This is a genomic window from Candidatus Thioglobus sp. NP1 (assembly GCF_003326015.1).
Classification (GTDB): domain Bacteria; phylum Pseudomonadota; class Gammaproteobacteria; order PS1; family Pseudothioglobaceae; genus Pseudothioglobus; species Pseudothioglobus singularis_A.
In genome coordinates this window covers 518,587-540,057 of record NZ_CP023860.1, presented here as the reverse complement: position 1 = coordinate 540,057, position 21,471 = coordinate 518,587, and the positions used below count along the sequence as shown (strand labels likewise).

Annotated in this window: 25 protein-coding genes; 14 read left to right on the top strand and 11 right to left on the bottom strand. The window is 33.9% G+C overall.

Annotated elements, in window-relative coordinates; genetic code table 11:
- Positions 1-71 precede the first annotated feature (71 nt).
- Positions 72-281 carry a hypothetical protein gene (locus tag CRN91_RS02770; protein WP_114114925.1) on the bottom strand — a complete coding sequence of 70 codons (210 nt, stop codon included), beginning with the start codon at positions 279-281 and terminating at the stop codon, positions 72-74.
- A gap of 144 nt (positions 282-425) precedes the next feature.
- Here CRN91_RS02770 and CRN91_RS02765 point away from each other — a divergent pair, with 144 nt between their 5' ends.
- The 3 genes from CRN91_RS02765 (at position 426) to CRN91_RS02755 (ending at position 2,198) form a co-directional block, all read left to right on the top strand.
- Positions 426-1,484 (top strand): hypothetical protein, encoded by a 1,059-nt coding sequence (locus tag CRN91_RS02765; RefSeq protein WP_114114924.1) that lies wholly within the window; start codon positions 426-428, stop codon positions 1,482-1,484.
- A gap of 114 nt (positions 1,485-1,598) precedes the next feature.
- Positions 1,599-1,844, top strand: a complete 246-nt coding sequence (locus CRN91_RS02760; RefSeq protein ID WP_114114923.1) for a hypothetical protein — start codon at positions 1,599-1,601, stop codon at positions 1,842-1,844.
- Positions 1,845-1,901: 57 nt separating this feature from the next.
- A complete protein-coding gene (locus tag CRN91_RS02755; protein ID WP_114114922.1) occupies positions 1,902-2,198 on the top strand; it encodes a transposase in 297 nt (98 codons plus the stop codon).
- Positions 2,199-2,236: 38 nt separating this feature from the next.
- Here CRN91_RS02755 and CRN91_RS02750 read toward each other — a convergent pair whose 3' ends face one another.
- The 6 genes from CRN91_RS02750 to CRN91_RS08740 all read right to left on the bottom strand — a co-directional run bounded on the left by CRN91_RS02750 (position 2,237) and on the right by CRN91_RS08740 (position 5,242).
- A complete protein-coding gene (locus tag CRN91_RS02750) occupies positions 2,237-2,776 on the bottom strand; it encodes a lipocalin family protein (protein ID WP_114114921.1) in 540 nt (179 codons plus the stop codon).
- Between the two features lie 155 nt (positions 2,777-2,931).
- Positions 2,932-3,153, bottom strand: coding sequence for a hypothetical protein (locus tag CRN91_RS02745; RefSeq protein ID WP_114114920.1), 222 nt, complete (start codon positions 3,151-3,153; stop codon positions 2,932-2,934).
- A gap of 154 nt (positions 3,154-3,307) precedes the next feature.
- A complete protein-coding gene (locus tag CRN91_RS02740; RefSeq protein WP_254424962.1) occupies positions 3,308-4,447 on the bottom strand; it encodes an aromatic ring-hydroxylating oxygenase subunit alpha in 1,140 nt (379 codons plus the stop codon).
- Positions 4,440-4,631, bottom strand: a complete 192-nt coding sequence (locus tag CRN91_RS02735) for a zinc ribbon domain-containing protein (RefSeq protein ID WP_114114918.1) — start codon at positions 4,629-4,631, stop codon at positions 4,440-4,442. The genes CRN91_RS02740 and CRN91_RS02735 overlap by 8 nt, the downstream gene beginning before the upstream one ends.
- Before the next feature lie 9 nt (positions 4,632-4,640).
- Positions 4,641-5,009, bottom strand: a complete 369-nt coding sequence (locus CRN91_RS02730; protein ID WP_114114917.1) for a DUF2237 family protein — start codon at positions 5,007-5,009, stop codon at positions 4,641-4,643.
- Positions 5,010-5,011: 2 nt separating this feature from the next.
- Complete coding sequence (locus CRN91_RS08740) at positions 5,012-5,242, bottom strand: hypothetical protein (RefSeq protein ID WP_020025613.1); 231 nt, start codon at positions 5,240-5,242, stop codon at positions 5,012-5,014.
- Positions 5,243-5,504: 262 nt separating this feature from the next.
- Between CRN91_RS08740 and CRN91_RS02720 the strand changes: the two genes are divergently transcribed.
- Positions 5,505-7,136, top strand: a complete 1,632-nt coding sequence (locus tag CRN91_RS02720; protein ID WP_114114916.1) for a choline dehydrogenase — start codon at positions 5,505-5,507, stop codon at positions 7,134-7,136.
- A gap of 20 nt (positions 7,137-7,156) precedes the next feature.
- Here CRN91_RS02720 and CRN91_RS02715 read toward each other — a convergent pair whose 3' ends face one another.
- The 4 genes from CRN91_RS02715 to CRN91_RS02700 form a co-directional block, all read right to left on the bottom strand.
- Positions 7,157-7,744 (bottom strand): CIA30 family protein, encoded by a 588-nt coding sequence (locus tag CRN91_RS02715; RefSeq protein ID WP_114114915.1) that lies wholly within the window; start codon positions 7,742-7,744, stop codon positions 7,157-7,159.
- 36 nt (positions 7,745-7,780) lie between these two features.
- Positions 7,781-8,524, bottom strand: coding sequence for a hypothetical protein (locus tag CRN91_RS02710; RefSeq protein ID WP_114114914.1), 744 nt, complete (start codon positions 8,522-8,524; stop codon positions 7,781-7,783).
- Between the two features lie 137 nt (positions 8,525-8,661).
- Positions 8,662-9,423 (bottom strand): ABC transporter permease, encoded by a 762-nt coding sequence (locus tag CRN91_RS02705; protein WP_114114913.1) that lies wholly within the window; start codon positions 9,421-9,423, stop codon positions 8,662-8,664.
- An 8-nt stretch (positions 9,424-9,431) separates the two neighbouring features.
- A complete protein-coding gene (locus CRN91_RS02700) occupies positions 9,432-10,340 on the bottom strand; it encodes an ABC transporter ATP-binding protein (RefSeq protein WP_114114912.1) in 909 nt (302 codons plus the stop codon).
- A gap of 152 nt (positions 10,341-10,492) precedes the next feature.
- Here CRN91_RS02700 and CRN91_RS02695 point away from each other — a divergent pair, with 152 nt between their 5' ends.
- From CRN91_RS02695 to CRN91_RS02650, 10 genes are all read left to right on the top strand, one after another.
- Positions 10,493-11,731 carry a 2-oxo acid dehydrogenase subunit E2 gene (locus CRN91_RS02695; protein WP_114114911.1) on the top strand — a complete coding sequence of 413 codons (1,239 nt, stop codon included), beginning with the start codon at positions 10,493-10,495 and terminating at the stop codon, positions 11,729-11,731.
- Positions 11,728-13,134 (top strand): dihydrolipoyl dehydrogenase, encoded by a 1,407-nt coding sequence (lpdA, locus tag CRN91_RS02690; RefSeq protein ID WP_114114910.1) that lies wholly within the window; start codon positions 11,728-11,730, stop codon positions 13,132-13,134. The genes CRN91_RS02695 and lpdA overlap by 4 nt, the downstream gene beginning before the upstream one ends.
- Positions 13,135-13,140: 6 nt before the next feature.
- Positions 13,141-13,794, top strand: a complete 654-nt coding sequence (locus CRN91_RS02685; RefSeq protein ID WP_114114909.1) for a protein-L-isoaspartate O-methyltransferase family protein — start codon at positions 13,141-13,143, stop codon at positions 13,792-13,794.
- A 15-nt stretch (positions 13,795-13,809) separates the two neighbouring features.
- The gene (locus CRN91_RS02680; RefSeq protein ID WP_114114908.1) at positions 13,810-16,098 is read left to right on the top strand and encodes an efflux RND transporter permease subunit; all 2,289 of its coding nucleotides are present in this window, start codon (positions 13,810-13,812) and stop codon (positions 16,096-16,098) included.
- Between the two features lie 148 nt (positions 16,099-16,246).
- The gene (nadB, locus tag CRN91_RS02675) at positions 16,247-17,806 is read left to right on the top strand and encodes an L-aspartate oxidase (protein ID WP_114114907.1); all 1,560 of its coding nucleotides are present in this window, start codon (positions 16,247-16,249) and stop codon (positions 17,804-17,806) included.
- Entirely contained in the window at positions 17,803-18,300 is a 498-nt protein-coding gene (gene def, locus CRN91_RS02670) for a peptide deformylase (RefSeq protein WP_114114906.1), read from the top strand. The genes nadB and def overlap by 4 nt, the downstream gene beginning before the upstream one ends.
- 5 nt (positions 18,301-18,305) lie before the next feature.
- Positions 18,306-19,274 carry a tRNA dihydrouridine synthase DusB gene (gene dusB, locus CRN91_RS02665; RefSeq protein WP_114114905.1) on the top strand — a complete coding sequence of 323 codons (969 nt, stop codon included), beginning with the start codon at positions 18,306-18,308 and terminating at the stop codon, positions 19,272-19,274.
- The gene (locus CRN91_RS02660) at positions 19,271-19,501 is read left to right on the top strand and encodes a helix-turn-helix domain-containing protein (protein ID WP_114114904.1); all 231 of its coding nucleotides are present in this window, start codon (positions 19,271-19,273) and stop codon (positions 19,499-19,501) included. Before dusB ends, CRN91_RS02660 begins: the two co-directional genes overlap by 4 nt.
- Before the next feature lie 48 nt (positions 19,502-19,549).
- The gene (purH, locus tag CRN91_RS02655; RefSeq protein WP_114114903.1) at positions 19,550-21,091 is read left to right on the top strand and encodes a bifunctional phosphoribosylaminoimidazolecarboxamide formyltransferase/IMP cyclohydrolase; all 1,542 of its coding nucleotides are present in this window, start codon (positions 19,550-19,552) and stop codon (positions 21,089-21,091) included.
- Between the two features lie 24 nt (positions 21,092-21,115).
- On the top strand, positions 21,116-21,466 hold the full coding sequence (locus tag CRN91_RS02650; RefSeq protein WP_114114902.1) for a rhodanese-like domain-containing protein: 351 nt from the start codon (positions 21,116-21,118) through the stop codon (positions 21,464-21,466).
- The last annotated feature ends 5 nt before the right edge of the window (positions 21,467-21,471 follow it).

The window sequence follows — 21,471 nt, the reverse complement described above, 5'->3', positions numbered from 1 at the left end:
GACTTAAAGGAAAGCATCATTACGATGACAAATAGTTGTGTCAAATATATTAATATATTTCTTCATAATATCTACCACCAACCCAATACTCTGCCATTACCCGCAATAATAAGTAAGCATGTTACTACATGTAATAAGATCCAGAATGTTCTGAAAACTAAAGCTTTTTTTACATCTGTCTGGGCTATAGGAAGGAACTCTGGCTTGTCCTCATCATTAAGACCAATTGGCATCCCTACCGTTCTTGCCCATACTTTTAGAAATCTTCTTTGGCCACTCATAATTATTTTGTCATTAAAAATCTCGTAAATTATAAGTTAATTAGAAAGTTTTAAAAGTCGAAATTTAGTTTGATGTATCAAGGTGATTTATTTTTAACTATAATTGACTTTGTTTAATAATATCAAAAAAATTAGAGAAATGAAATGATATTCGATACATCTGCAGTTATTACTTCCAAGACCATAGACTTTTTAAGAGAAGAGCTTAAGACAGTTCAGTCACAACTTAATTATTGGAAGGATAAATTAGATAGCAGAGCCTTTGGTGAAATTAAAGATGATAATCTTTCTTATCAAAACTGGATAGAAATATACGTCAATAAAGGCTGGGTTGAAAAGGAAGCTTACAGATGTGTAATTAATAAAGATGATTGGGCATCTTATGATCTTGATCAGGCTTACTTAGCAATTTGGAAGCAATGGAATGACTACCATCAACTATGGACCCATAGAATAGGAAAGTTAGAAAGAGAAAGATTTGCTCTGACTAGATTACAAAAACCTAAATTAAAACTTGAGGAAGCACTCTTTGTTATTCTTGGATTAAGCCCCTCTTGTATTGGAAATGAAGGATTCGAAGACTTTAAACTTGATGAAAGGCTATTTGAAATTGATGATATTTATTATCAAGATTGCAAAGGCTTAGAGTTAGTTATCAATTCAGGCTTATATAACCCAAAGAATAATCATGGGCATATGGAATGGAGTCTTACTCAGACTTCGGAATTTAAATTACTACAAGAGAACTACCTTCTAACCTGTCCAAGTGGCTTTTACATCTCAAGAAAACTGCGTGATTGGGCTTATAAAAATGGCTACTTAATAAAACTTGAAATTAATGATCGAGATTTAAATGATAGCCCCTATGGAGAAGAATTTGCCCTTAGACTTCATAGTGAATTAGTAAGAGTAGGATATATTCGCGGGAGTTTTGAATCATTATGGGAGCTACTCGATGAATATTCATACTTCTCGCTGCATTATCTTGCACTAGAACTCGAAAAAAGAAAACTTGTTAATGTTAAAAAACCATTTGCTAGCATTCAAAAGTACATTAACTATAAAGGCATAGGCAAACTCAAAGAAACCTATAACAAATTTGCTAGAGATAAGTATTACGAAATAGACGATGCAAAACCTTATAAAGATGAAAATGTTTTGATTAGTCAGGCTATTTCAATTCTTGAAAAAGAGAGTTTATAGTTGAGTTAGAAGTCCTTATCTCATAATGTAACAAAAAGTGCACTACCCAATTGCAATAATTGAAATAAATTTCGTTGTAAACTGGCGTTCCTTTTAATAATAAACAGGAATGTCATGAAAAAATTACTATCTTTTACATTTATAATTTTAATGTTACCTTCTATGGCTTTTGCCGGAGCATGTCCAATGCTTACATCACAAGTTGAAGATAAAATTGCAACGTTAGATCAGACAAAACATGCAACATTAATTAGTATTGCTTTGATGCTTCACGAACAAGGTATGGCAGCGCATAGTTCGGGCGATCATGGTATGTCTGAAGAGCTACTTAATGGTGCTCTAAGATTGCTAGATGTATAAATTATAAATTCTCTTTAAATGTGCCTTAATCAATAAGGCACATTACTCAAAGTTTTTATGAAAAAACTTATTTCAACATTATTTATTTCCAGCTTGCTAAGTACCTCTCATGCCAGCTATCTTGATGATTGGTCTAATAATGATCTTTGTGGGTGGATGCAATCAACTTCAATTCCTAAATATATTCTGAATGAGGTAGATAAAAGAAAGATCTTGTGTTCAGGTGGCATAGAAGTTTCAGTTCTTCCCCCTTCAAAATCTAATGTTAGTAAACATGGAACTACTTTTGCTTCACCTGATCCATCATTAGTTATTAAAGTAAATTCAGAAATAAAGGTAGAATATTCTTACTAGAATTTCAACCTTGTTAATTATGATATCTGTTTAAAAACTCATTCATGAGTTGCTTTTTGTAGATCATTTAGGTTATATCCAAGAGCGCCTACCATGGTTACTAAATTTAAATAATCTTGTTCAGAAATCCTTGGAGTTCGTGCCATAACCCATACAAAATCTCGACTATTTCGCCCAATTATAGTTTGTTGGTAATCGTCATCTAAATATACAATTCTGTAATCCGCCTTTATTGGCCAGACAAACTGCATATCCCAAATCGCATTAGTGCGCTTATCTTTAATAAATCCACGAGGACGGTATATCTTAGTTGGACCGTTCAAACTACCTTTATTAAAAGTGAAGGTCGTTGCAATAGTTCCATCACTACTCAGCTGATAAGTTTCAATGGGATTAAATGCATCCCTTTCAAGAAACGTCGGAATAGTTGCAATTACATACCAATCGCCCATGAACCGATCAAGATCGACATAGTCAACTACTGGCATGGATTTTGGCTTGTTGTCGTTTAAAATTAGGTTACTAGCACACCCAATTAAACCGAGTGAAATAAATACAGCTAGGAGAAGTTTTTTCATAATATTATTTTATATTAATTTGGACTAGAGTCCAATTTCGATTATTGCTTGCAAAAAAAATTTTATCTTTCATAAGATTTAAATGTACTTTTAATATTGTCAATGAATTTTTTCAAAATTAAGAATAGTTTTTTCATAAGTATAATTGGCCTTAATCAGGATTTTAATGCCTCTCCATCTGGGTGAGCATCTAATATTGAAACTGTTAACCAGGAAAGAAGAAACCCTATAAAAGCAAACAATACAAAGCCTAAAGAGACAACTATTAGGGCGATACCTGTTTTTCTATATGTCGTTCGCTTTATTAAGAATAACCCACAGAAAGGGACTAATAGAAGCCCTATAATTAGAGGGGTAGGAATTAGAAAGTCTATCATTTTAGTTTATTTAAATAAGAGCATTTTTCAGCGACTAATTGTTGGTTTTCAATTCCTGCTGTACATTTAATGTATTTAAAATTATAAAAGAATAAAGCTCCTTCGACTAAACCCCAGGCTAAGATTAATAGGCCAATAATTTTAAGTGGTTTTTTCATATTAATTTATTCGCATACCATTGAGCAAAATTTGCAACATTTGCTTCCATTAATGTAGAGAATTGCCCCTGAATAGAAGGCGATTTATTAAGGCCCTTTTGCTGATTTTCTAGTGCAGCAATATCTTCATCTAGGGCATCATCAAGTCGCTGATAATAGACTAGAGATTTTTCTTTAAAATTAGGGAGTTCTGTTGTTGTTTTTGGAAAACAAATACTTTGTCTAACCATGCATCTTCCTGAAGAAATTGGGGTTGCTTCGTAAACCCAAATTGCTTCTTGACTTGCTGCAAAAGTCATATTTGGAAAAACCCAAGTATAGCGAGCACCAAGATTCCAAGGTGAGTCTAAATTTTCCATTTTTGGCAATGCATTAGATTGATGTGATTCTAGTAATGCTCCTGTACCAGTGGTTAAACCAAACTGACTAGCATAATCCCCTGTTGTTTTATCCGCTTCTTCCGGAATGTTGTAAAGGTTATCAATACTGGTTGGATGAACATTGTTCAAATGATAGTATTCATTAAAAACATCTAAAAAAGCTTTCCAATTACACTGCACCTCAAAGACTGCGCGCCTGGTAGTAATTAATTCATCTAAAGACCAAGGCTGATGTAATTCAGAGAAATCACCAAGTTGAGTATCTAAATCTGTTGGCTGATCTCCCAGAAAAGCAAAAAGGAAACCCTGAACATCTTTCAATTCATATTCAATTAGGGAATGATCCAGAAAGTCAAAATTAGGATTTTCTGACATTGTTTTAGCATTTATTAAATTGCCATCAAGTGAGTATGTCCAGCCGTGAAAAGGACAACTGATAGCTTGACACTGACCAGTACTCTCCAAAAGTTTTGCGCCCCTATGGCGACAAGTGTTAGCAAATAATCTCAATACTTTATCTTGGTCACGCATTAAAACTAAGGCTTTACCACAAAGCTCAAAGGCTTCATATTCACCATGATTTTCCAATCTATCAGCCCTTCCTAAGCCAAGCCACTGGTTAGAAAAAATATGCTTTTGCTCTTGAATCAAAATTGATTCTCTCCAATAGCATTCAAAAGGCAGGCTTCGTCTTTGAAGAGGAGGTAACTGACATAGCTTTAGATGCTCTTCAAATTTTTGCTCTATTTCACTCATTTCCATCACCAACATTATTTATGATTATTTCGCCATCATAAACTTCATACTCAAGTTTATTTGGGTTGCAACATATCTCGCAGTCATAAATCTCAATATCATTTCCAATAAACGATGAACCTATTTCTAATGAAACTTCAAATTGTTCAAAGCAAAAGAAGCAGGTGATCTCTTTATTTGTCATTTTTTATATTTACTCATCTACTGCATATTTTATAAGGAGCTCCATTGGAATTATTTCCAATGCTCTTATATGCGTACTTTGTAAATTTAGTCTAGGTGCCATACCCCTCTTCTCTGCTTCTAACCAACGTCCAGTACATACACACCAATTATCACCTGGCTCTAGTCCTTCAAATCCATAAGCAGGCATAGGAGTAGATAAATCATTTCCTTGTGATTTTGTGTAGTCTAAAAATTCCTGTGAAGTTTCAATACAGACTGTATGAGAACCAAAGTCATCTTTACAGGTATTACACACACCATCACGATAGAATCCAGTTACTGGGTCCATACCACAAACTTCTAATTTTTCACCAAATACGTTAAATGACTCGTCCATTATTAAATATAGTAATTCACTATTCCATATGTATATAACCCAGTAAAGATTATATTAATCCATTTTAATTGTTTCTCAGTATGGAGCCAAGCACAATAAACCCAGATTAAGCAAAAAGGAAGCCCAATAAACATTGTATAAGGATACAAGTCATTAATAATAGCAATTGTACTTAGGATTCCCAGGAATAGAGCAAACCACTTTAACTGTTGTTCGTATTTAGCAAATCTCATCTATAACTATGACATGAAAAAGAGTGATTTTATCACTAATTCATTTTTTCTAGAGAATAGACTTAATCTACACAATTAAACTTTTCATATAATCTTCAGTTGTTCCATCAAAAGTTGATACGATGAATGCATTCACAATTTCCTCCTAATTTTTATACTTTAATATGATTAAATATCAACTTGAACTAAAGTCCAAATTCCTTTGATATGCTTGGGAGAGTTAATTTAAACTATTGTTTAAGTGTTTTAAGCGTTGAGTTTTATGGAAAATTATGATTATGTAATAGTTGGCGCCGGCTCAGCTGGATGTGTACTTGCAAATAAACTTGGCGAAGGTAAGAAACATAAGATCTTAGTTTTAGAGGCGGGTCCAATGGATTACAATTTGATGATCCATATACCTGCTGGTGTTTATAAAGCTTACCGAAACCCAAAGATTAACTGGAATTATTCAACCGAGAATGAACCAGAGCTTTTTGATAGAAATGTTCCAATGCCTCGAGGTAAAGTTGTTGGAGGCTCTTCGTCTATTAACTCAATGGTTTATATGAGAGGCCATCCATTAGATTATGATCGCTGGCAAACTGAATGTGGATTAAAGGAATGGTCTTATGATCAATGCTTACCTTATTTTAAAGAAGGTGAGAATTCAGATCGTGGTGAAGATCAGTGGCGAGGCGGTAGTGGCAATCTTGGCGTCACAAAAGGTTCATTTGATAATCCTTTGTTTGATGCACTTGAAGAAGCGGGACGCCAATCTGGACAGGGTTATTCTGAAGATCTTAATGGTTTTAATCCTGAAGGTATAGCAAGGCTAGATGCAACACGAAAACATGGGCGTCGATGCAGCGCTGCTGGAGCATATCTAAGGCCAGCCCTTGCCCGAGGAAATATAACGCTCCTCACAAAAGCACAGGTCATGAAAATAAATATTACTGGTAATTCAGTAAATGGAGTTTCCTTTAAGCATAAGGGTAAGCTTCATTCAGTAAAAGCTAATAAAGAAGTAATACTATCGGGTGGGGCAATAAACTCGCCACATTTACTGATGCTTTCTGGTGTCGGCCCATCAAAGCACCTGCAAAAGCATGGCATAGAAATTCATGCCGATCTTCCTGGAGTTGGTCAAAACCTTCAAGACCATTCGTGCGTCATATTACAATACGCGTGCAAAAAAAGTTTTCCAATACATAAAGTTAATCAACCTCATCGAAAATTAGCAACCGGTATAAGGTGGGTCTTTACTAGAAAGGGAATCGCAACTTCAAATATTTGGGAAGCGGGTGGACTGATAAAAAGCAGTCCAAATATAGCATACCCTGACATTCAGTATCACTTTGGTCCAGTAGGACTTGAATATAATGACGACAAAATATCCTTACTACAAGCTTTTTCAATTCATGTAGATCATCTGCGACCTCGCAGTAGGGGGCAAGTAACTCTAAAATCTGCAAATCCACTTGAAAAACCATTAATGGCATTTAATTACTTCCAAGACTCAGAAGATTTAGCTGATATGGTGAATGGATTTAAAAAAGCGCGTGAACTCATTTCACAGCCTGCATTTGATGAATTTAGGGGGGTCGAGTTAATACCAGGTCCTCAAGTACAATCTGAGGCTGACATTGAGCAGTTTATAAGAGATGCCGCGGAGACAGACTATCACCCCAGCTGTACTTGTGCTATGGGGGGTGGTGAAATGGCAGTTGTTGATGACCAAATGAAGGTACATGGAATCAAAAATCTTCGCGTTGTCGATGCCTCTGTTATGCCGCAAATAATTTCAGGAAATTTAAATGCTCCAACTCAAATGATAGCTGCTCGTGCAGCAGATATGATTTTAGGAAAGGAACAATTAAGTCCTATAAAGGCAACTTTTGCGTTTGATGTTTGAGAAGTTAAACAAAAGATTCTCTAATAGTAAAACTCTATTATTGAGACGGAAACATCAGATTTGAAATCACGGCCATAAGCTGCAATAGCAAAGCTTCTTATATTTTTAGCATCTAACTTTGAAGTATTGTAACGCTTACGTTCGAATGTATTAAAAGGCAAGTCAATCATTTTCCACTCAGAGTCAGCTTGGAAGGTTGCATAATAAAAGTCTCCATAATAAGCCATATCATTAGTTATTATATGGATATCATAAGTTTCACCATTGCCTCTTACGTTAAGACGAACACCCTGAAGATTTTTGCCATTTTTTTCAGAATTTACAAATGAAATTCCTGTGCGTAACTGAATAACACCACCATAATTCCTTGTACTTACATTACCTGTAAGTCTTGCATAATACATTTCTCCATCTTGCTCAAGAGTAACTTCACCATCAGAAACACCTCCCATCACTTGATCACTAATGTATTGCCAGTACTTTCCACTATTAGCATTAAATGGAAATGAAAGGTCTTCAACAGCAATCGCTTTTGAGTTAATAGTAATCATAACTATTAAGGATAAAAAATAACTTATTTTTGAAATTTTTAACGAATTTTTAAACATATAAACTTTATTAAACCAGAAGTTAAAGGGGGATATCTATTTTGAGTATATAGATAAGTCGAAGTTCTGATTGTCAAAATACTTAATCCTATTTGGAATGGTTTTTAGAATTGTTGACTTAAGTTTGGGAGAGATTCTATCACTTCTATGATTAACCGCTATGTAAGTTAGAAAACTTTCAGCAATATCCTCTCTCATTGGATTTTCTTCTGCATAACCAGAAATAAAATGATTATCTTTGCGTTGTGCTTCTTGCCAAGCATAATTTTTAGCATGATATGAATCAAGAGAGGTATGCGAGGCTTCATGAATGAGAGTTTCTTCTAAAATACCATTTTCTTCATATTCTTTTGTTTGCCCTGTATGGATTAATATGTTGTTATTACCTCCTCCAAAAGGGTTTACTCCTTTGTGAATCCATGAAGTTTGTATATCTTTTCTAAGAACTGCTGGAAGTTGTCCAATTAAGAAGGCATACTTTTTAGCCTCAACCTCTGCCATTGACTTATCTTTAAATTCTGGATTTACTTGCATCTCAATAATACTTCCATCTTCAAATTTAGCTTCAAATAAAAAAGCCTGCAAGTTAACCCAAGAACTTCTCCTGTCATACATTTGTCTTGGACTTTGTCCTTTGTATGAGATATTTTTAAAAGTAGAGGGGTCTTCAGCAGTAACAATATTAGGATCAATAAATATTGTTCCCCAAAATGGAGGTTCTTTACAAAAACTCTGAGTTGAGATAAAAGATAATGCTATAAGTAGGAGTAGTTTCTTCATACTAGGATTTTATCTCAACTTGAACTAAAGTCTAAACTTCGTTTGATATTTGAGAGGTTAAACAAAGGATTCTATTACACACTTATTATACACTTTTGAAGAAACCCTATTGGAGTAGTATCTGTAGGGGTACTATTTTACTCTGTCTTTATACTGACACCTTTTTTTAATAGATTATTAGCCAATAAAGCTAAGATCACAATCATTACTATAGGTATCAAAAAAGCCTTCCAAAGTTCAACAGAACCAATACCTAAAAAACCTAATCTAAATGAGTCCATCAAGTAATAAATTGGATTGAAAGAAGATATACCTCTCCAAAAACTAGGCAATATATCAATACTATAAAACATCCCACCTAGATAAGTTAGAGGAAGTAATACAAAATTAGGAACAATTGAAATATCATCAAACGTTTTTGCAAAAACAGCATTAATGAATCCTGCTAATGAAAACATTATTGATGTAACAAGGAATGTAGCTGCAATTACAAAAAAATTAAATAATTGTAATTCTACAAAAAAAGAAATAGTCAAAGTAACAGCTATTCCAACACAAAAACCTCGCGCAACACCACCACTAACAAATCCCATTAGTATTACCCAATTAGGGGTTGTTGAAACTAATAACTCTTCAAAACTATTGTTATACTTGGTCATAAAGAATGATGAAACTGTATTGGCATAAGATTGCATAATTACAGTCATAAGAATTATTCCAGGAACTATGAAGTCAAGATATTCTACACCCTGCATTTGACCAATCCTACCACCCATTAAACCTCCAAATATTAGTAAATAAAGTGAAGTAGTAATGACTGGAGGAACTATTGTTTGAACCCAAATTCTAGCAAACCTTAGTATCTCTTTTGTAACAATTGTTTTATAAGCGATCCACATGATAATCTCTAGCTAGTAAGTGAAATAAATAATGCTTCTAAGCGGTTTTGTGAGCTGCGCAAGTGAGCAACATTAATGTTTTGCAAAGATAAACTAGAAATTACATCTGATATTGTGGTTGATTCTCCCTGAGAAACTTGTAATGTATTTTCATCTATTATTTCACAATCACAATTCTCTATAAAAATTTTAGTTGGAAGAACTTCTTCAGTATCAATAATTAAAACTTGACGTTTTGCCCTTAGTAGAAGCTTCTTCATATTAGACTGCTCAACTAGAACTCCATCATTCAAAATCGCTATATTACGGCATAAAGCCTCAGCTTCCTCTAAATAGTGAGTTGTTAATATAATAGTCATTCCTTCATTATTAAGCTGCGTTAAATAACGCCACATTGATTGACGAATTTCAACATCAACACCAGCAGTAGGTTCGTCTAAAATCAAAATTCTAGGCTTATGTATCAGCGCTCGAGCAAGCATAAGACGTCTTTTCATTCCGCCAGATAGTGATTGAGCTACATCGAAGCACCTATCCCATAATTCCATTTTTTTTAATAAAATCTCAGCTTGAATTTTTGCTTCAGATCTAGGAATACCAAAATAACCCGCTTGGTTCATTAAAATTTCAATAATTGGCTCGTGAGGATTAAAGTTAAATTCTTGAGGCATTAAGCCTATCATCTTTTTAACTTCATTTGCATTAGCTTTTTGTTCTAATCCATTAATTTTAACCTCACCAGAAGAAGCTTTTAATAGTCCAGCTATAATTCCTATTGCTGTAGTCTTCCCTGCACCATTTGATCCCAAAAGAGCAAAAAAATCTCCCTCCTCTACGCTCATACTTACCCCTTTAAGAGCTTCAAGTTTATTTGAATAAGTCTTAGCTAAATTTTTTGTAGAAAGAGCTAATGGCATATTTTTTTTAATAATGAGTTTAGAAAATAAGAGATATTATATAAATAATTTCAAGTTTTACTTTACAAAATAATTTTAACATTTATCGCCTTTATCAAGCGATTTTTGGGATAATTACGTTCTTCAAGTATTATGCTTAATTAATAATCTATATGCCTACTAAAAAAAATGTTGAGTTACCAGATATAGGTGATTTTGACTCTGTTGATATTATCGAGGTACTGGTAAAGGTTGGAGATAATATTAATGAAAATGATAGCATCATTACACTTGAAACTGATAAAGCTACAATGGAAATTCCAGCACCTTTTTCAGGAAGGGTAGTTAGTATTGCTGTTAAAGTTGATGATAAGATTGCCCAGGGTGAACTTATTCTTACTTTAGAAAGTGAATCAGAAGACAATGATGAAGCAAAAAAAGAGGCTACAAGCAAAATAGTAGAAGAGGATAAAGTCCATACAGAAGCCCTTGAAGATATTCCCTCTACTGATGTAAAAATTGATAAAGAAATCCCAGAAAGTAATGAACCTAAAGAAGAGTTTTCTTTAAATACAGATTCTAAATCACATGCATCTCCATCTATAAGAAAATTAGCTAGAGAGCTTGGTGTAAGTCTTTTAAAAGTTAATGGTACTGGTCAAAAAGGCAGGATTCTTGAAGAAGATTTAAAGTCTTATGTTAAAGATATTGTTACTAATGGAAGTAGTGATGAAACTGAAATATTACCACTATCAAGAATCAAAAAGAAATCAGGAAAACACCTGATTAAATCATGGAACTCTATACCTCATGTGACTCAATTTGATGAAGTTAATGTTGAACAAATGGAACGTTTTCGTAAGCATCAAAAAGAAAGGGGTATCAAATTAAGTCCATTAGTTTTCATTATGAAAGCTATAACTCAAGTTTTAAAGCGTCATCCGAATTTTAATGCCTCACTTGATGAAAATAACGAAAATTTAATTTTAAAAAAATTCTTTAGTATAGGTATCGCAGTAGATACTCCAAATGGCCTAGTTGTTCCAGTTATTCGAGATGTTGGTAAAAAATCCTTAATAGAGCTTTCTGATGAACTCTCTATAATTTCCTCAAAAGCTAGGGAAGGTAATTTAGAAGCTAATGAGATGAAGGGTGCAGGCTTTACAATTTCAAGTTTAGGGGGAATAGGTGGAACCCAATTTACACCTATAATTAATTCGCCTGAAGTAGCAATCTTAGGAGTATCCAGAACTCAAATGAAGCCAGTTTGGAATGGTGAGTCTTTTATACCTACTCCAACTCTGCCCTTAGCACTTTCATATGATCATAGAGTTATTGATGGAGCAGAAGGAGCAAGATTTATGGCTGAGCTAAATCATGTATTAAAAAATATTATGGAGATGTTGTTATGATTAAAACTCAGCTACTAGTAATTGGTTCAGGTCCTGGTGGTTATACAGCTGCGTTTCGTGCTGCAGATCTTGGTAAAGAAGTTACCTTAGTTGAGACTCATGATTCGCTGGGTGGGGTTTGTTTAAATGTAGGTTGTATTCCTTCAAAATCACTCCTTCATACTGCTGAGGTAATTAACGAAGCCAAACATGCAGGTGAACTTGGTATAAATTTTTCAAGCCCAAAAATTGACATTCTTGCTGTAAGAAAAAATAAAGAAGGCATAGTTAATAAACTTACTGGTGGAATTCAAGCTCTTGCTAAGGCAAGAAAAGTTCAAGTAATTAAGGGTTATGCAAAATTCCTTTCGAAGAATCAAGCTGCTCTTGAAGGTAGTGATGAAGTAATTGAATTTGAAAACTGTATTATTGCTGCTGGCTCTAAAGTAACAAAACTCCCAATGTTCCCATTTGATGATAGTCGAGTAATGGACTCTACTGATGCCCTTTTATTGGATGAAATTCCCAAAAGATTGCTAGTTGTTGGTGGTGGTATTATTGGCCTTGAAATGGCAACTATTTATGATGCGCTTGGAAGTGAAATAACGATGGTTGAACTTGGGGCACAAATTATTCCTCAAGCGGATAAAGATATTGTTATGCCTCTATTTAAAAAAGTAAAGAAACAATATGCGAACATATTCCTGAATACTAAAGTTACAAAAATGTCTGCATTAAAAAAAGGAATTAAAGTAGATTTTGAAGGTAAAGACTCGCCCTCAACTGATACCTTTGACAAAGTTTTAGTTGCTGTCGGTCGTTCACCAAATGGCCATGATATTGATGCAGATAAAGCAGGTGTTGAAGTAAATAAAAGTGGATTTATTTCAACAAATACTCAAATGCAAACTAATGTTGATAATATATTTGCAATTGGGGATATTGTCGGTCAACCAATGCTTGCACATAAGGCAACTCATGAAGGTAAAGTAGCTGCAGAGGTAATCAGTGGTGAAAAATCTGGATTTGATGCTCTCACAATTCCATCAGTTGCATATACTGATCCTGAAGTCGCATGGACTGGAAAAACTGAAAAGGAATTAATAGAAAGTGGTATTAAATTTACAAAAGGAGTTTTTCCTTGGGCGGCATCTGGAAGAAGCTTAAGTATTGGTCGAAGTGAGGGTGTTTCAAAAGGATTATTTGATACAGATTCGGGTAAGATTCTTGGAATGGGTATTTGTGGTAAGAATGCTGGTGACCTAATATCCGAAGCAAGCTTAGCCATTGAAATGGGCTGCGATATGAGTGATATTGCCTTAACAATTCATGCTCACCCCACCCTATCAGAAACAACGGCATTTGCAGCTGAAATGGCAGAAGGAACTATTACTGATTTAATGCCACCAAGAAAAAAGAAATAGGAAATTATGGATATTAAGCAGGCAAGAAAAAATGTAATTGAACAGCAAATAAGGCCTTGGGGTGGTCTTAATATTCGTGCAAATCAAGCGCTCATTGATATCCCTCGCGAAAACTTTGTTCCTGAAGAATATCAAAACTTGGTTTTTGCTGACATGGAAATACCACTTACTAATTCTGAAAAAATGCTTTCACCAAAAATTGAGGGAAGAATTTTAGACTCACTTGATCTAAAAGGACATGAAGATGTTTTAGAGATTGGGACTGGAAGTGGTTACTTTACAGCTGTTCTTGCATCACTTGCTAAGTCAGTTAAAAGTATTGAAATTCATAAAGAGCTAATTGATGCAGCAAAAGAAAAAATTGATGTGCTCAATATAAGTAATGTTGAACTTGTTAATGAGGATGCACTTAACTTAAACCTTGGTAACGAGAAGTTTGATACTATAGTAGTTGGCTGTTCTCTTCCTGTTATAAGTGAGGACTTAAAAAGAGCTCTAAAGATAAGTGGGAAATTATTTATTGTAGTTGGCTCAAAAAATCAAATGCACGCTACCCTTGTTGAGAGGATAGATGGAGATAAATGGAAATCTAAATCTCTTTTTGAGACTTATATTGATTTAATGAATGGCTCAGAGCCTCTTCCAGAATTTACTTTTTAAGTTGCCATAATAAATATGTTTTCTCAACTTATAAACCTATTAATTAAGAGACCAATATGGTCTTTGTCTTTTTTAATATTAGTTATAGGTTCATCACTACTCCAGATACAGAACTTTTCTCTTGATGCTTCATCTGAGTCCTTGTCATTGGATGGAGATAATAATCTGGAACTCTATTTAGATACACAGAAAACATTTGGCTCTGATGAATCACTCTTAATTAGCTATACTTCTGAGAATAGCTTAATTGAGCCAGAGCAACTCATTAACTTGAGATCTTTTAGAGATAAGCTGCTTGAAATTAATGGAGTAGACTCTGTAATTTCTTTACTTGATGTATCTTTATTTCAATCACCACCTCTTTCTCTAATTGAGTTGGCAAGTGATGTATACACAATAGATAATGGTAAGGCTGATTTAGATTATATTGAGAATGAGTTTAAAACTAGTCCTTTATACGCAAGCAACTTAATTAGTAAGGATCTAAAAACAACTGCTTTATTGATTCCACTGAGTGCTAATGACCCAACGGTAATAATTGATGATGAAATATTAAAAAAAATGATTTTTGATATTCGCTCGACAATGGATGAATATCGTAATGATGCTACGCTTTTCTTAGGTGGAATTCCCATGATAAGAAATGATGCTATTTCATATATTAAAAGTGATTTAGTAATATTTAGTCTTGCTGTTGTTTTAGCAATGTCAATGATACTTACATTAATTTTCCGAAAAATTCGTTGGGTTTTATTACCAATTATGATTAGTGTTACTGGGGCTTTATTCATGACTGGATTAATTAGCGCTATTGGTTGGAAGGTTACAGTTATTTCTGCTAACTTTTTTTCACTGCTTCTTGTAATGACTCTTTCAGTCACAATTCATTTAGTAGTTCGCTTTAGAGAATTATCTAAAAATAATCCAGATAAAAAAACCAATGACCTTACTAGGGAAACCCTAGAACAAATGATTAAACCATGCACCTTTACAACAATAACTACAATTGCTGCTTTTATTTCACTAACTTTTAGCAATGTTCAGCCAGTAATTGACTTTGGTTTAATGATGAGTATCGGTATATCAATTGCTCTTATTTTATCTTTTATGCTTTTTGCAGTTATGATGGCAATATTACCCAAACCAAAAATTATAAATCATAATGATCACATCTTAGGTGTTCAAAATCTTGCATTTATAACTGATAAATTTGGAAAAAGCATACTAATCTCTCTAGTAATAATTATCTGCATTTCTGTTTTTGGAATCAGTAAACTTTCCGTTGAGAATAGCTTTATAAATTATTTTAAAAAATCTACAGAAATTCATCAAGGACTCAAGCTAATTGATGAAGAGCTAGGTGGAACTGTCCCCCTAGATATTGTTTTTGATAATGTTGCTAACGCATACTGGGCAGATGAGGGCTTAAGGGAAGAGTTTCATGAAGTTCATAAATATTTGAATAGCCTCGATAGCTTAGGAAAAGTTTTATCAATTGATACATTTATGCAGGTTCTCAAAACTTCTAATGAAGGTAAAGCACCAAATGGCTTTTTACTTGTCTTAGGTAAAAATAATATGCCAGAATTTGCAAAATCTCAAGTTCTTGTTCCACACATATCCGATGAAACTGACCAAATACGTTTTGTTGCGCGCGTCAAAGAAACAACCGATGGATTAGATAGAAATAAATTAATTAATACCATCAATAAAAAGTTAGTTGAAGAATTCAACTTTAGTCCAGAGAGTTTTCGCTTTACAGGATCATTTTCCCTATATAACAACCTTCTTCAGAGTCTATTCAATTCCCAAATTAAAACAATTGCTAGTGTCTTTGTTATTATTTTCATCATGTTTATGTTAATTTTTAAATCGGCTTCAATAGCTCTTATAGCCGTTTTATCAAATACTATTCCATCACTTATAATTTTGGGAATTATGGGCTTATTCAAAATACCTCTTGATATTATGACAATTACTATTGCAGCAATTGCAATTGGAATTGGAATTGATAATGCTATTCACTACATTAATCGATTTCAAGACGAATTAACTAAGGATGATGACTATCTTATGTCAATGTATCGAGCTCATGCCTCCATTGGCCTTGCAATTTTTTATACAGCAATAACAGTTGCTATAGGATTTTTAGTTTTAATACTATCAAGCTTTATACCAAGTATCTATTTTGGAATCTTTATGACTGTTGCTATGCTTAGTGCAGTATTAGTGAACTTAACATTACTCCCTAAATTATTAATTATTTTCAAGCCAAAGATGAATAATATAAAGCTTATAAAATAAAAAACCCCACCTCGAATAAGAGTGTGGGGTTAGTCTACTATTTAAAGGAGAAATAAGTTAAATATAGTAGGTTTTAACTTGCGTGAAATTATATACAAAAAATAATAGTAATAATCTTTCTTTATGTAACTTTTTGTGACACTTAATTATGATGAATAAATACCAGTTTGATGTTCTTATTATTGGTTCTGGAAGTGCTGGTTTAATGAGTGCAATTCAGCTTTCAGATTCTCTATCAGTTGCAGTGATCTCTAAGGATGAAATATTAGAAGGCTCATCATTCTATGCGCAAGGTGGAATATCTGCAGTATTGGATCCTGAGGATAATTTTAATTCACATATCTCCGATACACTAAATACAGGATTTAATCTAGGTAATAAGGACAGTATAAGGTTTATGGTTGAACAAGCGCCATCAGCAATCATAGAGCTTGAAAAAATAGGTGTAGAGTTTTCTCATAAAGGAAGTAATTATGATCTGACTACTGAGGGTGGTCATAGCTCCAAGAGAGTAGCACATGTTTCAGACAAGACTGGTCAATCAATTCAAATTAATCTTTTTGCTACAGCTAAAAACAAGAAAAATATTACAATTTTTGATCAACATTTAGCTGTTGATCTTCTTATTAGTAATAGCAAATGTAATGGTGCGTATGTTTTTCATAAGAAAACAAAAAAAGTAATTCCATTTATTTCTCATAATACAATCATAGCAACTGGTGGTGCGTCAAAGTCGTATCTTTATACCTCTAATCCAGACACATCAACTGGAGATGGAATTGCAATGGCATATCGGGCTGGCTGTGAAATAACAAATATGGAGTTTACTCAATTTCATCCAACTTGTCTTTTCCACCCTAATGCGAAGTCATTCTTGATATCTGAAACTCTTAGGGGTGAGGGTGCAAAACTTACTCTGCCAAATGGTGAGGAATTTATGCATAACTATGATGAACGACTTGAGCTTGCTCCAAGAGATATTGTTGCTAGAGCAATAGATAATGAAATGAAAATTCATGGATATGATTGTGTCTATCTTGATATTTCATTCAAAGATTCTAAATGGATCTCAGATCGCTTTCCTACAATCACAAATCGCTGTAAAGAATTGGGTATAGATATCTGTAATAAAGCTATTCCAGTTGTTCCAGCTGCTCATTATACGTGTGGGGGAATAAATACAGATATCGATGCTCAATCCAATATCAATAATTTATACGCAGTTGGGGAAGTAGCTCATACTGGGGTTCATGGGGCAAATAGAATGGCAAGTAATTCATTACTTGAGTGTATTGTTTTTGCACAATCGTGTGCGAAACATATTAACGAGAACCTCTTAAATAGGTCCTATCAAAAAGTTGATGATTGGGACTCCTCCAGGGTGGAGCCTTCTAAAGAGAAAGTAGTTATTACTCATTTGTGGCAAGAAATAAGGCGCATTATGTGGAACTTTGTAGGCATAGTTAGAAGTGATAGCCGTCTGAAATCAGCTTATTTTAGAATTGAGCAAATTAACAAAGAAGTGGATGAGTATTACCGTCTTTATACTGTAACAGATGACATGATTGAATTAAGAAACTTAGTCCAAACATCTAAAATTATTGTAGAATCTGCTCTTTCTAGAAAGGAAAGTAGAGGTTTACACTTTAATCAGGATTACCCTGACAAGGACGATAAAATTTATAACACTGTTATTATTAACTCATGATTTTAGATATTTTAAAATACCCTAATAAAAAGTTAAGGACTGTTGCAAAAGAAGTTGAAGCTGTTAATGGGGATATAAAACAGCTAGTAAAAGATATGTTTGAAACGATGTATGCAGCTCCTGGTATTGGTCTTGCTGCAACCCAAGTAAACTTTCATCAACGCATTATTGTTATTGATGTTTCAGATGATTGTGATCAACCTCTGTGTCTAATTAACCCTGAAATTATCGAGAAGAGTGGTGAAATTGAATATGAAGAGGGTTGTCTTTCAGTACCAAATTATTATGAAAATGTTAAAAGAGCTAATGAGATTAAAGTGCGTGCTCTTAATGAAAAAGGAGTTTCGTTTGAGATAGAAGCTAATGAAATGTTAGCAGTTTGTATTCAACATGAGATGGACCATTTAATGGGCATCTTATTTGTTGATCATTTATCCAAACTTAAACAGAAGCGCCTAAAAAAGAAAGCTGAAAAACAATCACAGAAGCTTTAAATCAGATGAATATTGGGTCATACACTCTCCCTTCTAAAGTATTTCTAGCCCCAATGGCTGGAACTAGTGACAAACCTTTTAGAATTATATGTAAAGAGCAAGGTGCTGCCCTTACTACTTCTGAAATGGTGGTCATGAAGAAACATCTTCTTAATACAAATAAATCAAAACATCGTTTAGACTTTTCTTCTGAACAATCACCAATTAGTATTCAAATTGCTGGCTCAGAAGCAGATGAGCTTGCTGAGTCTGCCATACAAGCTCTCGATTTTGGAGCAGATATAATAGATATTAATATGGGATGTCCTGCAAAAAAAGTATGTAATAAAGCTGCTGGCTCTGCATTAATGCAAAATGAAAAACTAGTTGAAGATATTATTAAGGCTGTAGTAAATGCAGTTGATATTCCTGTAACCCTAAAGATGCGAACAGGCTGGAATGAAGAAAATAAAAATGCTCCTACTATCGCAAAAATAGCTGAAGATCATGGAATTAAAATGCTTGCAATTCATGGTAGAACCAGATCACAAAAATATAATGGTGATGCTGAATATGATACTGTAAAAAAAATTGTCGGCCTTGTTTCAATACCCGTAGTTGCCAATGGTGATATAACTTCAGCAGAGAAAGCTAAAGAAGTTTTAGACTTCACTGGTGCAGATGCTGTTATGTTAGGTCGAGCAACCCAAGGAAACCCATGGCTTGTTGGACAAGTTAATGATTATTTGAAAACGGGTCAAATATCAGAAGCACCATCTATAGATAAAAAGATTCCCTTAATATTAAAGCACATTTTACAAATTCATGATTTTTATGGTCATAAAATGGGAACTCAGCTATCCAGAAAGCATATTTTTTGGTATTCTATGCACCTTGACCAAGAAAAAGGCTCAGCCTTCTGGCCAAAAATAAATAGAGTGTCTGATCACTCTGAACAATATTTGAAATTTCATGATTTTTTGTATTCAATATGAAAGAAAGGGGTTTACAGGATTGCATTAATGAAAATCTTGAGAAGTATTTCTCAGATTTAAATGGTGAGTCTTCAAACGGAGTATTTAAGATGGTAAAGCAGCAAGCTGAATCTGCTACTATTAAATTCGTCCTAGATAAAGTCAATCAAAATCATAGTGAAGCCGCAAGGATTCTTGGTATTAATCGGGCAACCTTAAAGAAAAAGGTGGGTCTTTATAACTTATAAGGGTTTATAATAAATAGCTTATAAATCCAATTTCTTCGCCCTTATTGAATGTCTATAAAACGAGCATTAATTAGTGTTTCTGATAAAACTGGAATTACTCAATTTGCTCAAAGCCTTGTATCTCTAAATATTGAACTTCTTTCCACTGGTGGTACTGCAAAACATCTTAAAGAACAGGGTATTCCAGTTATAGAGGTATCTGACTTTACAGGTTTCCCTGAAATAATGGCAGGACGAGTTAAGACTCTTAATCCACTAATACATGGTGGAATCCTGGCTAGAAGGGGGGTTGATGAGGGGGTCATGATCGAGAATGACATCAAACCAATTGACCTTGTTGTAGTTAATTTATACCCATTCCAAGATACCGTTTCTAGACCTGAATGTAACTTTGAAGATGCAATAGAAAATATTGATATTGGAGGCCCTGCGATGCTACGATCAAGTGCTAAAAATCATAATTCAGTAACTGTTATTGTCGATAGCTCAGACTTTCAATTAGTTCTAAATGAATTAAACGCTTCTGGAAACACTTCTTTAAAGACTAGAAAAAAATTAGCTTTAAAAACCTTTGAGCATACTGCCCAGTATGATGGAGCAATTGCCAACTACTTAGGTGAAGAAGAAGATGGTTTTTCTAATACTTTAAATTTTCAGTTTAAAAAATCACAAGCTCTGCGTTATGGGGAAAACCCTCATCAAAGGGCTGCTTTTTATACAGATAGTAATCTTGAAGAAGTATCTATTGCTAACAGTAAACAAATTCAAGGTAAGCCTCTTTCTTATAACAATCTTGCAGATGCTGATGCAGCTTTACAATGCGTATGTGATTTTGATGAACCTAGTTGTGTAATTATTAAGCATGCCAATCCTTGTGGTGTTGCTTCTAGAAAGGATATTCTTAGTGCCTATCAAAGTGCTTATCAGACTGATCCAACATCAGCCTTTGGAGGTATCATCGCGTTCAATCGAGAACTTGATAAAGTGACAGCTGAAGTTATTATTAATCAACAATTTGTAGAAGTGATTATTGCCCCAAAAATTAATATTGCTACTCTCAAAATCTTAGCTAAAAAAGAAAATATTCGAGTTCTTGAGTGTGGCGAATTAGGTAGACCAAAAACTACTTTTGATTTTAAGAAATTATCTGGAGGGCTTCTTGTCCAAGATAATGATATAGAACTAATTAATGTTGATAATTTAAAGTGTGTAACTACAATTAAACCAAGTGACTCAGAGATGAATGATTTGATATTTGCTTGGAAGGTTGCTAAATCAGTTAAATCTAATGCTATTGTCTATGTCAAAAACCAAATGACAATTGGCATTGGTGCAGGTCAGATGTCCCGCATTTATTCTGCTAAGATAGCTGGTATTAAAGCGGCTGATGAAAACCTTGAGGTTGAAGGTTCTGTTATGGCATCTGATGCTTTCTTTCCTTTCCGTGATGGTATTGATGCTGCTGCTAAAGCTGGTATTTCGTCTATTATTCATCCTGGAGGCTCAATGCGTGACGATGAAGTTATTGCAGCAGCCAATGAACATGGAATTTCAATGATTTTTACTGGAATTCGTCACTTTAAACACTAATTTTTTATATCAAAGGAGTTACTGATGATTAAAACTGCTGGTGAACTTATAGCAACTGCTCAATTGGAAATAAATTGTGTTGATGCTAACGCTGCAAAGCTTCTTTATGATGGTTCTGAAAATTCTGTAATTATCGATGTTCGAGAAGTGAAAAATTATGAGGAATCTAGTCTAAATGATTCAATAAATATTTCTAGGGGCCTATTAGAGATGAAAATTTCCAAACAATGTCCTAATTCAGATATTTTGATCTTAACTCACTGTGGTGGTGGAGGTCGTGCCTCGCTTGCAGCATTAACGCTTATAAAAATGGGTTATTCCAATGTGTATGCTATAACTGCAACATTTGATGAAATTAAAGAAATATTTGATTAAATTAG

Bases quoted from the DNA above. Each gene is read 5' to 3' on its own strand.
- CRN91_RS02735 (WP_114114918.1), bottom strand. From the start codon at position 4,631: ATGACAAATAAAGAGATCACCTGCTTCTTTTGCTTTGAACAATTTGAA.
- def (WP_114114906.1), top strand. From the start codon at position 17,803: ATGATTTTAGATATTTTAAAATACCCTAATAAAAAGTTAAGGACTGTT.
- CRN91_RS02715 (WP_114114915.1), bottom strand. From the start codon at position 7,744: ATGTTTAAAAATTCGTTAAAAATTTCAAAAATAAGTTATTTTTTATCC.
- CRN91_RS02760 (WP_114114923.1), top strand. From the start codon at position 1,599: ATGAAAAAATTACTATCTTTTACATTTATAATTTTAATGTTACCTTCT.
- CRN91_RS02720 (WP_114114916.1), top strand. From the start codon at position 5,505: ATGGAAAATTATGATTATGTAATAGTTGGCGCCGGCTCAGCTGGATGT.
- lpdA (WP_114114910.1), top strand. From the start codon at position 11,728: ATGATTAAAACTCAGCTACTAGTAATTGGTTCAGGTCCTGGTGGTTAT.
- CRN91_RS02745 (WP_114114920.1), bottom strand. From the start codon at position 3,153: ATGATAGACTTTCTAATTCCTACCCCTCTAATTATAGGGCTTCTATTA.
- dusB (WP_114114905.1), top strand. From the start codon at position 18,306: ATGAATATTGGGTCATACACTCTCCCTTCTAAAGTATTTCTAGCCCCA.
- CRN91_RS02770 (WP_114114925.1), bottom strand. From the start codon at position 281: ATGAGTGGCCAAAGAAGATTTCTAAAAGTATGGGCAAGAACGGTAGGG.
- CRN91_RS02750 (WP_114114921.1), bottom strand. From the start codon at position 2,776: ATGAAAAAACTTCTCCTAGCTGTATTTATTTCACTCGGTTTAATTGGG.
- CRN91_RS02765 (WP_114114924.1), top strand. From the start codon at position 426: ATGATATTCGATACATCTGCAGTTATTACTTCCAAGACCATAGACTTT.
- CRN91_RS02695 (WP_114114911.1), top strand. From the start codon at position 10,493: ATGCCTACTAAAAAAAATGTTGAGTTACCAGATATAGGTGATTTTGAC.
- CRN91_RS02685 (WP_114114909.1), top strand. From the start codon at position 13,141: ATGGATATTAAGCAGGCAAGAAAAAATGTAATTGAACAGCAAATAAGG.
- CRN91_RS02710 (WP_114114914.1), bottom strand. From the start codon at position 8,524: ATGAAGAAACTACTCCTACTTATAGCATTATCTTTTATCTCAACTCAG.
- CRN91_RS02740 (WP_254424962.1), bottom strand. From the start codon at position 4,447: ATGAGTGAAATAGAGCAAAAATTTGAAGAGCATCTAAAGCTATGTCAG.
- CRN91_RS02650 (WP_114114902.1), top strand. From the start codon at position 21,116: ATGATTAAAACTGCTGGTGAACTTATAGCAACTGCTCAATTGGAAATA.
- CRN91_RS02705 (WP_114114913.1), bottom strand. From the start codon at position 9,423: ATGTGGATCGCTTATAAAACAATTGTTACAAAAGAGATACTAAGGTTT.
- CRN91_RS02660 (WP_114114904.1), top strand. From the start codon at position 19,271: ATGAAAGAAAGGGGTTTACAGGATTGCATTAATGAAAATCTTGAGAAG.
- nadB (WP_114114907.1), top strand. From the start codon at position 16,247: ATGATGAATAAATACCAGTTTGATGTTCTTATTATTGGTTCTGGAAGT.
- CRN91_RS08740 (WP_020025613.1), bottom strand. From the start codon at position 5,242: ATGAGATTTGCTAAATACGAACAACAGTTAAAGTGGTTTGCTCTATTC.
- CRN91_RS02755 (WP_114114922.1), top strand. From the start codon at position 1,902: ATGAAAAAACTTATTTCAACATTATTTATTTCCAGCTTGCTAAGTACC.
- CRN91_RS02730 (WP_114114917.1), bottom strand. From the start codon at position 5,009: ATGGACGAGTCATTTAACGTATTTGGTGAAAAATTAGAAGTTTGTGGT.
- CRN91_RS02680 (WP_114114908.1), top strand. From the start codon at position 13,810: ATGTTTTCTCAACTTATAAACCTATTAATTAAGAGACCAATATGGTCT.
- CRN91_RS02700 (WP_114114912.1), bottom strand. From the start codon at position 10,340: ATGCCATTAGCTCTTTCTACAAAAAATTTAGCTAAGACTTATTCAAAT.
- purH (WP_114114903.1), top strand. From the start codon at position 19,550: ATGTCTATAAAACGAGCATTAATTAGTGTTTCTGATAAAACTGGAATT.